This is a genomic window from Blautia massiliensis (ex Durand et al. 2017) (assembly GCF_051861785.1).
In the GTDB taxonomy this organism is placed as follows: Bacteria; Bacillota; Clostridia; order Lachnospirales; family Lachnospiraceae; genus Blautia_A; species Blautia_A luti_A.
On record NZ_CP146725.1, the window covers coordinates 3,194,637 to 3,207,540 of the forward strand.

Below are 12,904 nucleotides of genomic sequence, written 5' to 3' on the forward strand. Positions count from 1 at the left end.
TCTTCTGATACCCGGAGCAGTGAGACGGGTGCAGAAGAATACACAATACCAGCAAGCAACGCCTTTGGATTGCCACACAGGTTTCCTGCCTGGCAGTCTGCGGCAGCTTGTCAGGGAGAAAGGTGTTTCGCATTTATTGGGACATGCCAAGGAAATCATATCAGTAGATGTCTATGGAGATACGCAGAAAATCATAGAAGACTGTCTGGATGTATTGGAACCATTTATTGAAGAAGTTATTCCAAAAGAGCGGAAAAATCAGTATTATGATTATTCAGAAGTGATTGAAATAGACTTAATCCTGGAGGAATATTTCAACGCAGCATGATAAAAAATAGAATAGTAGTAAGATAGAAAAGTACAAATGAGAATCGAACATTTGTACTTTTTTCTTACCTTCATCTATATACTTTCAAAAAAATGTTTGATATAATAGGGACTGTTACAAGAACAAACAGTAAAAATATGACAGAACCGGAGCCTGGTGTCATCAGGTATTTCCGAGTGCTGTTTTATCCGCAAATATGAATTTTGTGACTTTTATTCGTAACGAGATAAAAATGACCTCTATTCGAGACAAAAATAGGCATTTTGTTACGAATCTGATTACGAATTTTTGGCTGATAATGGTCATAGTAAAAGTCACAAATGGAGGGATTTACCATGAATGAGTTCAAATTAAAAGCCCCATATAAGCCAACCGGAGACCAGCCACAGGCGATTGCAGAGCTTGTGAAAGGGTTCAAGGAAGGCAATCAATGCCAGACTTTACTAGGGGTTACGGGTTCTGGAAAGACTTTTACGATGGCAAATGTGATTCAGCAATTACAGAAGCCGACACTTGTCATCGCTCATAATAAAACACTTGCAGCTCAGTTATACGGAGAGTTCAAGGAGATGTTCCCCGATAACGCAGTGGAATACTTTGTCTCCTACTACGATTACTATCAGCCGGAGGCTTATGTCCCGTCCACAGATACCTACATCGCCAAGGACGCATCCACTAACGATGAGATCGATAAGCTCCGTCTCTCCGCCACAGCAGCCTTATGTGAGCGCAAGGATGTGATCGTGGTCTCTTCTGTATCCTGTATCTACGGCTTGGGTGCGCCGCAGGAATTTTTTGACATGATGATCTCTCTTCGTCCGGGGATGGAGAAGGACCGTGATGAGGTTATCAAACAGCTGATCGATATCCAGTACACAAGAAATGAGATGGATTTTCACCGTGGAACCTTTCGTGTCCGGGGTGATGTGCTGGAGATCTTTCCGGCGAATTCTACAGACCGGGCAGTACGGGTGGAGTTTTTCGGAGATGAGATCGAGCGTATCACAGATATCGATGTTCTTACCGGAGAGATCAAAAGTGTGGAAAGCCATGCAGCGATTTTCCCTGCATCTCATTACGTTGTGCCTCAGGAGCAGATCCGTCGTGCAGCAGATGCCATTTTGGAAGAGATGAAGCAGCAGGTGGAATACTTTAAAAGTGAGGATAAGCTGATCGAGGCTCAGCGAATTGCGGAGCGTACCAACTTTGATGTGGAAATGATGAAGGAAACAGGATTCTGCTCCGGGATCGAGAACTACTCCAGGCACCTGACAGGGCTTGCGCCGGGGCAGCCGCCGTATACACTGATGGATTACTTCGGAGATGATTTTTTACTTATTATAGATGAGTCCCATAAGACAGTTCCCCAGGTTGGTGGTATGTATGCCGGTGATCAGAGCCGTAAACAGACACTGGTGGATTACGGCTTCCGACTTCCATCTGCCAAGGATAACCGTCCATTGAGCTTTAATGAATTCGAGAACAAGCTTGACCAGGTACTGTTTGTATCTGCGACACCGGGAGAATATGAATATGACCATGAGCTTCTCCGCGCAGAGCAGATCATCCGTCCTACAGGGCTTCTTGATCCGAAGGTGGAGGTGCGTCCGATCGAAGGACAGATTGATGATCTTGTAGCAGAAGTAAATAAGGAAATTGAAAAGAAAAATAAAGTCCTGATCACGACCCTGACCAAACGTATGGCAGAGGATCTTACCGATTATATGAAGGATCTGGGAATCCGTGTCCGATACCTTCATTCAGACATTGACACTCTGGAACGTGCGGAAATCATCCGCGATATGCGCCTGGATGTGTTTGATGTGCTGGTCGGGATCAACCTTCTGCGAGAAGGACTGGATATTCCGGAGATCACGCTGGTAGCGATCCTGGATGCAGATAAGGAAGGCTTCCTTCGTTCGGAAACATCCCTGGTACAGACTATCGGCCGTGCTGCCCGGAACAGCGAAGGCCATGTGATCATGTATGCAGATAATATGACAGAATCCATGGAAAAAGCAATCTCAGAGACAGAAAGAAGGAGAGCGATACAGGAGGCTTACAACAGGGAGCATGGCATCACTCCAACCACGATCAAGAAGGCGGTCCGTGATCTGATCGCTGTTTCGAAGAAGGTGGCAGAGACAGAAGTGAAGCTTAAAAAGGATCCGGAATCCATGAACCAAAAAGAACTGACGAAGGTGATCGCTCAGGTAGAGAAGCAGATGCGTGCTGCGGCAGCAGACCTGAATTTCGAGCAGGCAGCTGAGCTGAGAGACAAGATGCTCAAATTAAAAAAGAATCTGGAAGAATTAACGGAATAGGCTGCAAAGCAGCTGACAGTACAACACCCCTGGCTGTAATAGCCAGGGGTGTTGTCGGGTATGCTCGATTTGTTTTTGGGAAAAGCTTATTTTGTAGTTGAAAAGCCCAGGGAGCGCAGGGTGATGCCGGAGCCCTTGAGAAGATCAGTCCAATATGGAACAGCCATATCCAGAGTGTCGTTGGCAAGCTCGGAAGCATCTTTTTGTGTCAGGATTTCATAAGGATCTGTAAGCTTCTGGAAGTGGAAGGATAAATTAGAGGATTCATTCCTGATGGCGGAAAGCGGAGCGGAGCTGCTCATAGTGGCGATCAGTGTACCGGATTCATCATCAGGAAGTATGCTCATGTAAAAGTAAAAGTTTAAGGAAGCCGCAGTAGAATTCATTGGGAAAGTCAAAGTAATATCACTTTTTAAATCATCATGGCTGGAAAACCGGAAATAGAATTTAAAACTGTTGTTTTTTGGAATGTATGTGATACTTCGATATTCATCTACGGAAACCTGCATAGAAGAAGATGACGAACCCAAACCGCCTAAATCCATATCGATTTTTTTTGATTCATCGTGTGTGTTAAGCTCGATTTTTACGCTTCCATCACTGGCCTTTTTGCCTTTGCTCAGGATGTGATTTTTTAATTTTATGCCGGGCTTCGGAGCGATTCCGTTTACCTGAGCAGTAATTGTAGCATTTCCTGCAGATTTTGCAAAAAGCTTGCCAGCTTTGTTTACAGCGACGATCTTGGAATTGCTGCTCTTCCAGGTGATTTTCTGCCCTTTTTTGAGACCGGTGATCTTCAGTGTTCTGCTCTGCCCCTTGATCATGGTAAGCTTGGAAGAACTGATCCTGGGAGCGGCCTCTGTAACACAGACTGTGCCAGGCAGAATTGCCGATTCTGCCGGAAGCATGGCCAGTACAAAGACTGTTATCAGAGATATCAGGATTTTTTCCATTTTTTCATAGAAATCCCTCCTTCGAAAAAAATAGGATGGTTCTCTTTATTGATTATAAGTAAAATTCCGGAGAAGGGCACTGGCATTTGTGACAGTAACTTGGTTATAGAAAAGAGAAAGTTATGTATGCTGTTCCCGATAGGCAGAAGGGGTGATCCCCATTTTCTTTTTGAAGCTGGTGCTGAAATAATATTGATTGGCATAACCACATTTCAGGCTGATCTCCTTCAGACTCATAGTAGTCGTAGTCAGGTAACGGGCGGCTGCGGAAATTCGCTGAGATGTGATAAAGTCACTGAGACTGATTCCCTGATTTTTTTTGAAAAGAGCACTTAAATAAGCAGGGCTTACATTGGCAGAGGCAGCAATATCATTGAGGCAGAGCGTATTGTCAGTGTAGTGTTCGTTGATATAGGAAATCACCAGTTCGCAGAGCTTCTGGTGATAATCATTCATGGAGGAATCAAGCTTCCGGCATAAAAGATGGCACAGATCCTTCAGCCATTGACATAGCTCTTCCGTATTATGAAACTCATTTATGTGGTTGTAAACATACAAAATTTTAGCTTCAAGGTCATGCGTATCCAGATTTAATTCATAGAAAAATTTCAGGATCCGGCCAAGAAGAGAATAAATCTGTATGAAAGCGAAATTCTTTGTGCGAAATTTCTGAGTGAGCCAGTCGGAAAACTTCTGAAACCAGAGATCTATGGCAGCGGTATCCTTTTTGCAGAGAAGCCGGATCAGTTCATCCTCCTTTGTATCTGAAAAATCTGCAACAGACAGATCGGAACCCAGAGCCTCTCTTCCGTCAAAGATATTCTGATGCGGGAAAAAGAATCTGTATTCCAGTGCATGTACGGCGCTTTTATAAGAATGGTTCAGGTTCCAGAAATCCTGGACAATTGTTCCGATACCTGCATTGAGAGAAAGTCCCAGTGGCTGGCAGGCATCTGCGATTGAGGAAATAAGTCCGCTGGTAAGCTGGCGGAAGCTGTTGGACTGACAGCCGCTGTGTCCCAGAATGCACAGATAGCCATCCATATCCGGGAGAAGATACACAAAATCAAGAGAAGCGGTTTCCTCAGTTATCAGATCCTGAAGGTTGAAAAGCTCCATCTGAAACTTTTCAATCCCGTAAACAGCTTTTAGATCCGGAGCATTTTCAAGCTCCAGAATAACAACTGCATAAAAATCATAATTCAGCTCCAGGTTCAGATACTTAAGATAAGGCTTCAGTCGGTAGGCTGCTTCAGAAGACGGAAGGTGTGTGATCTCGCGGAAAAATTTTTCCGTAAGAAGAGGCCTGCTTTGTTTCAGAAGCTGGAGATTTTTCTGTTCCTTTTCCATCAGTGCAAAAGCGTTTTTTACCTTCTGGATAAGATAGGCATAATCCAGAGGCTTTTCGATATAATCCAGAGCACCGAGGAGCAGAGCGCGTCTTGCATATTCAAATTTATCATAGGCACTGATCAGGATGATCTTCACCATAGGATTGATCTCAAGAGCCTGACGGCTCATGGAAATACCGTCAAGATCAGGCATTTCAATGTCAGAAATGATCAGATCTGCCGGTTCTTTTTTCATGGCTTCGATAGCAGAGGTTCCATTGTAGCAGACATGGATGATCTCTGCATTCAGCGTTTCCCAGTCTATGTTTTTTTCGATACCTTCTGCAGATAAGTAATTATCATCTACGATCATTATTTTTTTCATCGATATCTTCCTCCATCTGTTCGAATTCAATGGTGACGTATGTGCCGTTTCCGGGGTTGCTGCGGATCCTTACGGAACCGTTTCCGTATAATGGGTTGGAAATACGGGAACTTACGTTGGAAATTCCAAAATGCTTCTCATAATCAATAACATTATGCTCAATAGCATGGCGCAGCTGTGCAAGGGTTTCATAGTCCATGCCGGCACCGTTATCCTCAATGGAAATCACAACCGTATCATCGCCATAAAGAACATGGATCGAAATGAAAACAGCTGGTGTGCCTGAAGAAATCCCGTGCAGAATGGAATTTTCGAGAAATGGCTGAAGTGTAAACTTGCAGATCAGGAAATTTTCGATTCCATCTTCTGCTTCGATCTCCCAGTCCAGATTATCTTTATGACAGAGCTTTTCCATTTCCAGATAAAGCCGGGCAATTTCCAATTCATCTTTAATAGGAATAAGTTCCTTTGATTTACGCAGGGTAAGACGGTAAAAGGCAGTCAGATCTGCGATCATCTGATCAGCAATGTCAAGCTTTCCAAGGGACTGGCAGGTACGGATCGATCCCAGGATATTATAAAGAAAATGCGGATTGATCTGTGACTGGAGCAGCTGGTATTTCAGACGCTCTTCGTTTACGGAAAGATTTACAATGGACTTCAGGTTTCCGGCTATTGTGTGCTGCATATCTTCAAAGGTGATGCCCAGTCTGTCAATCTCATCATACCTGGAAGGGTCATCCGGGTGGGGAACAGTAACGATAGACAGATGTTCCGGGTCATGTCCCAGCTGAAAGGCTTCCATTGCATAGGAAAGTGCAGTGATCTTCCGGGTTAGATTTTCGGAAAACAGGATCACGATGATAACAGTAAGGGGCAGAAAAATAAGGACAGTGATCAGTAAGGCACGGATCAGGATGTGTGTGTTGCCCCTAATGTAGCTTTCAGGGATTTCGGTAACATGGAGCCAGCCATTGCTTAAGGTGCAGCAGTTATAATATTTGTCGCCGCTGTGAAAAGAAGAATCTGCATTTTCTTTGAGTTTCTGAAACTGTGCTTTGGAAATTTCGGATAAATTCAGTGAGGATGTATTTTTCGCTGCAATCTCTCCGTGATCTGTGAGAATGTAGCTGTATATGCGGGAATCCAGAGCAGCAGGCTGCAGATAAGTGGTAAGCTCTGAGGTGTCCAGAGCAATGCCGTAGGCGTATTCCAGAATACCGGTGGCCTGATTTTTCAGTGCCCGGACGCAGAGGATCACATCGGCGGATGATTTTTTTGTGGACAGTATTTTAGGCAGCGGCATATTGGAAACCGGTATCCAGACAGAGGAAAAGCCTGAACCGGAAACAGTATTTTTATCCAGACCATATGCAGAAAGCTCATCTGTGGAAAAGAAGTACAGGCCTTCTTTTGAACCGAGCTGAGCGGGCTGCAGAAAAACATATATATGGAAGAAATCGAATGTGGATTTATACAGCGAAATATTGTTTTTCACAGCGGTGAATTTTTTCAGTGCATCTACCTTATTAGAGGAAGGCTGATTTAGGGAGTACATTTGAAACTGTATGGTATCTGCTACATTTTCAACCTGACCGAGGCGGTCGTTCAGCTGAGAGACCAGCTGCTTGTCAGTCATTACGGCAGAATCGATGATACGATCTCTGGCAATGTTATAGGAAATGTGATAGCTGATGAAGGTCAGGGAAATCAGAGGTACCATAGTTGCAATCAGAAATGCGAGCAGGAGCTTATAGCGAAATGAGGAAAAACTGGGTGGGATACATTTGTGGAATTTCATAGTACATATTCTCCTTTATGTCAAAAACAAATTAATGAAACCGAATTCAGCTGTGAAAAAAGCCGTTACAAATATAGATTATATAAAAGGATTATAAAAAATTAACAACAAAAATACAAGAGAACGAAAAATAATATAAATAAATCATAAAATATTGTATTTAGAATGAGGGGGCTCTCTGGTATCCTTAAACCATCAAAAACAGGTGTGGACAAACACGAAAATGTCCAGAAAGGAAGAAAGATATGAAGAAAAAAGTAATGAGTGCAGTTTTGGCAGCAGCGATGGTTGTGGGTATGGCAGGTAACGTGGTTACTGTTTCCGCAAAGGAAAAATATGATCTTACCTTATACAGCGTCAACACCACAGACCCGGATTTTGAGGACTGGCTTGCAAATGTGGAAGATGCCACGGGCCTGAACATTAATGTAATTGCGGCACCTACAGATACAGATACCCGTCAGCAGAAGATCACCACAATGCTTTCCACAGGAGATACTTCCGTGGATGTCATTGAGATCAACGATGAGATGAGCGCGGCATTTAAAAATTCCGGATGGCTGGAAGGACTGAATGATACAGTAATGACAGATGATATCATTGATCAGTTTGCTCAGGGATATGTAAAGGATATGATCACAGATAAGGACGGAAACATCGTCGGTGTTCCAGGCTATACAGGATATCTTGCATTCTGGGTAAATCAGGAGATCATGGATGAGGTCGGAATCAAATCCATTGATACAAAAGAGGATTTCATGAAGTATATGAAGGCTGTTTCCAAGGACGGAAGATTCGGCTACGGCGGTTCCTGGGAGAAAACCTATGCATTTAACGAGCTTGCACAGTTTGTAAACATGTTCGGCGGCGATTATTTTGACTGGACCAAAGAGGAAAACAAGGAAGCAGTTCAGTTCCTTCACGATCTGGTTGCTAATAAAGAAACATCCATCGAACAGATTGCAGATAAATATGACCAGATGAATCCGAAGATCAATGACGGAAAATACGGATGCTGGTTCATGTGGGGCCTTGGAACAGATTATGCAAAGGCAGATATGCTTGGCGCAGATAAGATCCACATGGAAATGGTACCGGATTTCAGCGGTAAGGGAGAGCGTGCAATCTTTACAGATTCCTGGAACTATGTTCTCAACAAAGCATCCAAGAATAAAGATGCAGCTGTGAAATTCCTCCAGTATATGGCTGATGAAGGCGGAATGGAAGCTTCCTATAAAGCATTTGACAGATATCCTGCAAGAAAGGATGTTGCAGAGAAGGTAGTTCCGGATTCTGACCCGGCAAAAGAAATGTACAGCAGATATGCAAATGAATGCAATGTACAGGGACGTCCGATGGTGGCACAGACAATGGAATTTATCAGCGATATGGGAACAATCTTCCAGTCCTGTATGAAAGACGAGATCACAGTTGATGAGTTCTGCAAGAAGGCTCAGGATGTGGTAGATATGTATAAGTAAAAGATATAAAAAAACAGCAATGTAAAGCAGAGGTAAAAGTCTGCTTTACATTGCCTGATGAACAGGGAGGAAAGTTCCATGACAATAAGCAAAAAAACTATGAAGTGGATACCGTGGCTTTTGATCCTGCCAGTTGTACTGATTCGAGGTTTTACAACAGTATATCCCATTCTGATGACTGTAAAAAACAGCTTCTTTAATATCAGTATCCTTGCAGGTATCAATGAATTTATAGGCTTCAAGAATTACCTGAAGGTATTTTCTGATCCTAAAGTGCTCACATCGATCAGCTTTACGGCAATATTTGTGGTTGCTTCCATGATCCTGCATGTGCTCCTCGGAGTTATCCTGGCACTGATCCTGAATATGAAATTCAAAGGTCGCCGTTTTCTGAGGACCATCGTGCTGATCCCGTGGGCTATGCCTGCAGTAGTAGCCGGTATGGCTGCAAAATGGGCATTTAACAATGATTATGGTCTGATCAATGATTTTATCCGCTGGTTTGTACCGGGTTACCAGAACAGCTGGCTGATCAATACAGGTACTGCAAGAGCAGCGGTAATTGCAATGGACCTGTGGAAGGACCTTCCGTTCTTTGCAATTCTTGTACTTTCCGGACTTCAGTTTATTTCCGGCGATATCTATGAGGCAGCAAAGGTAGACGGTGCAAACGGGATCCAGAGCTTTTTCCGGATCACACTTCCGCTGATCACAAAAAATGTCCTGACTTTATGTATTCCGTTCACACTCTGGAGACTGACAACCTTCGATCTGGTTTATTCCATGACATCCGGAGGCCCTGGAGAGGATACTGCGCTGATCGCATACAGAATCACAACAGAAGCATTTACAAATCTAAACGTAGGATATGCTTCGGCGCTGGCTATGCTGCTGTTTGTTGTAATGGCGATCTTCAGCTGGCTGAATATACGTGTTATGAATAAGTTTGACAGTTAGGGGGAATTATCGTGAAGAATACAGGAAAATATAATGTTTATCATGGAGTGGTAGCCGTTGGAAGATGGGTTCTGTTTGCAGTCGTGGCTTTTCTGATTCTGTTCCCGGTCTACTGGATCTTTATTTCTTCGATCACACCGGCTGGAGAACTGTTTAAAACACCGATCGATTATCTTCCGGATCATCCTACACTGGAAAGCTATAAATTCCTGATACAGAATGTAGGACTGCTTTCAAAGATCGGAAATACAGTTCTGATCGTCGGCCTTACACTTGTGATCAGTACCGTGCTGTGTGCAATGGCTGCCTATGGTTTCTCAAGATTTAATTCAAAGGGAGTTTCTGTTGCATTTGCATTTGTTCTGGCTACCATGCTGATCCCTGAGGTTGTCACAGCCCGCCCGCTGTATGAGTTTATGCAGAAGGTAAAGCTGTATGATACATATCCGGGACTTATCCTTCTTTATATCAGTACCGTTATACCGTTTACGGTTCTGATCCTCAGAAACTTTGTCGGTGAGATCCCAATCTCACTGGAGGAGGCAGCTGCTATTGACGGCGCATCTTTTTCACAGAGACTGTTTACGATCGTTCTGCCGCTGATGAAGCCGGCGATCGCTACGGTTTGCATTATCAACTTTATTACCTGTCTGAATAACTTTTTCACACCGTTGTTTTATTCAAACGGTATTCAGGTACTTTCCGTTTCCATCGTACAGCTTCCGTTACGTGACAATATGTATGGAGTTCCGTGGGATCTGGTCAGCGCCATGGGATGGATCATCCTTCTTCCGATCATTATCTTTGTAGCTGTTTTTGAGAAACAGATCATGGATGGTATCATGGCAGGTGGAGTAAAAGCGTAAATATTTTTAATTTCCAAAAGAGAGGAGAAAACAGATATGTATCAGGCATTTACAGGCGGACTGGGAGGAATCGCACTTGCAAAGCATGGAAAAAGCCGTGCGATCAACGCGGAAAATCCGCATGGAGAAAAAGGCAGAGGCGGTATGGCTGCAAGTCATCTGGGACCATCCAGAAAAGGAAGCCCGTGTCTTAAGGATATTGAGCCGGGAACTGTGGTAACTCTGGCAGAAATGGAAGGACCGGGACAGATCAATCATATCTGGATCACCGTTGATAACAAGACTACAGAGGCAGATTGCTTTGTACTGAGAGATCTTGTGATCCGTATGTACTGGGATGACGAGGAAACTCCTTCCGTGGAAAGTCCTCTGGGTGATTTCTTCTGCTGCGGATTCGGAAGAGAATGTTTTGTAAATTCTGTTCCGGTGGCTGTTGTTCCAAACAGGGGCTTTAACTGCTATTTTCCGATGCCGTTTAAGAAGAAAGCAAAGATCACACTGGAAAACCAGCATGCAAATAAAATCCCGGCTTTCTTTTATCAGGTAGATTACTGTCTCTATGATGAGCTTCCGGACGATATTGCTTATTTCCATGCGCAGTGGAGACGGGAACGGTTGACAGAAAAAACAAAAGATTATACAATTTTGGATGGAGTAAAAGGAAAAGGCCATTATATAGGAACCTATATGGCACTTACCACACTGGAACGTTACTGGTGGGGCGAGGGAGAAATGAAGTTTTATATTGACGGAGATGAGGAGTATCCGACCATCTGCGGAACAGGAACGGAAGATTACTTTGGAGGTTCCTGGAGCTTTGCCAAACAGGTGGATGGAAAAACCGTGGAACAGAATTATAACACACCATATCTGGGATATCCGTATTATTCTGCCCATGACGAACTGATCCACAATTTTTATCATAATGATGACTGCCCGCCAATGCGAGGCTTTTACAGATGGCATTTACAGGATCCGATCTGCTTTGAAGAGGATCTTCGCGTTACGATTCAGCAGATAGGTGTCGGATACCGTGGCCTGTTTGAACGACAGGATGATGTGGCAAGTGTAGCGTACTGGTATCAGACACTTCCTCATGCACCGTTCCAGCCGTTGATGTCAAAAGAGGATAGATGGCCCAGATAAAAAGGGTGGTAGAGATTGAAAAAACAGGTATTTTGCGGGGTATTTGCCCTGGCTCTGGCAGTGACAGGATGTGGAGCCCAGAAGAAGGAGACTGCATCTGATATTGTGCCGGAGAATAGACAGGAACTGACGATCCTTCATGTGGATGCAGACACAGAGGGCTTTGATTCTTTTATCAGTCAGGCGGAAAAGGATCTTGGAATAGAGATCCATATCGAAAAATGTCCGTCTAATGCGGACAATCGCCAGGCCAAAATAGCAACTCTTCTGACATCAGGAGATGATTCTGTTGATCTGATCACAGTAAATGATGAGATGATATCCGAATTTAAGCATAAGGGATTTCTTCTTCCGCTGGAAGATACGGTTATGACAGAGGAGACAGCGGCGAATTTTCCACAGGAATACCTGAAAGAAATATGCATGTCAGACGGACATATTTTTTCGGTACCGTTCAGGATGGATATCATGGCATTCTGGGTGAACCAGGGATTGCTGGATCAGGCTGGTCTGGACAGACTCTCCGGTTTCAGTGATCTTGAGATCCTTCAGAAAAAGCTTCAGAATACGGGAAAATATGCATACGGGGATGCATGGGAGATTTCCTACATATATAACAGTATCAGCGAGTATGTCAATTTTTTCGGAGGAGATTATACAGACTGGACGGATCCGAAAACCAGAGAAGCGGCAGAATATATGAAGCGAATGCTGGATACAGGGATGATATCAGAGGAGAATCTGATCGACCAGCATGATCAGCTGAATGAAAAATTTATAAACGGCCAGTATGGATGTATGTTCATGTATACCGGTGCGTTGAGGACCTTTCAGAATGCAGGCGTATATGGAAAAGATAAGATCCATATGGCACTATTTCCGGAATTTGCCAAGAAGGTGACCAATGTCGCAACCTGGCAGTATGTACTGAATAAAAATTCTGATCATAAAGAAGCAGCTCTGAAGTTCCTTCAGTATGTGTCCGGATATGAGGCCAGTAAAAATTACGGACAGCTGACAAAAATGTGTCCGGCAAGACTGGATGTGATCGAGGATAAGAATTTTGATCTGGATGGCATTGAAATGATCCGGCAATATCTGAAAGATTATAAGCTGAAGGCAAGACCACTGTGTGCCGATTCCATAGAAGCTGTTTCGTCCATGGGAACGGAATTTCAGAAATATGTGCTGGGACAGAAAACAGAAGCGGAATTTTTTGCCGGGGCACAGGACTGCATAGACCAGTATTACAAAAAAGCATCGTACTGATGCTTTTTTTGTTTTGAAAAAATAAGAACTTTTTTTCAAAACATATTGACAAATATTTTACAT

At 43.6% G+C, this 12,904-nt stretch carries 10 protein-coding genes; 7 read left to right on the forward strand and 3 right to left on the reverse strand.

Features of this window, described 5'->3' with window-relative positions; translation table 11 throughout:
- Positions 1-28 precede the first annotated feature (28 nt).
- Together V9W66_RS15025 and uvrB are read left to right on the forward strand one after the other, a co-directional pair.
- Entirely contained in the window at positions 29-328 is a 300-nt protein-coding gene (locus tag V9W66_RS15025) for a hypothetical protein (RefSeq protein WP_243121777.1), read from the forward strand.
- 335 nt (positions 329-663) lie between these two features.
- Positions 664-2,652: an excinuclease ABC subunit UvrB gene (gene uvrB / locus V9W66_RS15030; RefSeq protein ID WP_144094577.1), complete on the forward strand. Its 1,989-nt coding sequence runs from the start codon at positions 664-666 to the stop codon at positions 2,650-2,652.
- 86 nt (positions 2,653-2,738) lie between these two features.
- Here uvrB and V9W66_RS15035 read toward each other — a convergent pair whose 3' ends face one another.
- The 3 genes from V9W66_RS15035 to V9W66_RS15045 form a co-directional block, all read right to left on the reverse strand.
- The gene (locus V9W66_RS15035) at positions 2,739-3,605 is read right to left on the reverse strand and encodes an Ig-like domain-containing protein (RefSeq protein WP_144094575.1); all 867 of its coding nucleotides are present in this window, start codon (positions 3,603-3,605) and stop codon (positions 2,739-2,741) included.
- Between the two features lie 120 nt (positions 3,606-3,725).
- Positions 3,726-5,321, reverse strand: coding sequence for a response regulator (locus V9W66_RS15040; protein ID WP_243121776.1), 1,596 nt, complete (start codon positions 5,319-5,321; stop codon positions 3,726-3,728).
- Entirely contained in the window at positions 5,296-7,122 is a 1,827-nt protein-coding gene (locus tag V9W66_RS15045; RefSeq protein WP_243121775.1) for a sensor histidine kinase, read from the reverse strand. Before V9W66_RS15045 ends, V9W66_RS15040 begins: the two co-directional genes overlap by 26 nt.
- Positions 7,123-7,367: 245 nt before the next feature.
- Here V9W66_RS15045 and V9W66_RS15050 point away from each other — a divergent pair, with 245 nt between their 5' ends.
- The 5 genes from V9W66_RS15050 to V9W66_RS15070 all read left to right on the forward strand — a co-directional run bounded on the left by V9W66_RS15050 (position 7,368) and on the right by V9W66_RS15070 (position 12,841).
- Complete coding sequence (locus V9W66_RS15050; RefSeq protein WP_144100609.1) at positions 7,368-8,603, forward strand: ABC transporter substrate-binding protein; 1,236 nt, start codon at positions 7,368-7,370, stop codon at positions 8,601-8,603.
- Positions 8,604-8,681: 78 nt separating this feature from the next.
- On the forward strand, positions 8,682-9,560 hold the full coding sequence (locus tag V9W66_RS15055) for a carbohydrate ABC transporter permease (RefSeq protein WP_144094569.1): 879 nt from the start codon (positions 8,682-8,684) through the stop codon (positions 9,558-9,560).
- Between the two features lie 11 nt (positions 9,561-9,571).
- Positions 9,572-10,426: a carbohydrate ABC transporter permease gene (locus tag V9W66_RS15060; RefSeq protein WP_118624107.1), complete on the forward strand. Its 855-nt coding sequence runs from the start codon at positions 9,572-9,574 to the stop codon at positions 10,424-10,426.
- Positions 10,427-10,462: 36 nt separating this feature from the next.
- Positions 10,463-11,572 carry a glycoside hydrolase family 172 protein gene (locus V9W66_RS15065; RefSeq protein ID WP_144094567.1) on the forward strand — a complete coding sequence of 370 codons (1,110 nt, stop codon included), beginning with the start codon at positions 10,463-10,465 and terminating at the stop codon, positions 11,570-11,572.
- A 15-nt stretch (positions 11,573-11,587) separates the two neighbouring features.
- On the forward strand, positions 11,588-12,841 hold the full coding sequence (locus tag V9W66_RS15070; protein ID WP_243121774.1) for an ABC transporter substrate-binding protein: 1,254 nt from the start codon (positions 11,588-11,590) through the stop codon (positions 12,839-12,841).
- Positions 12,842-12,904: the final 63 nt, after the last annotated feature.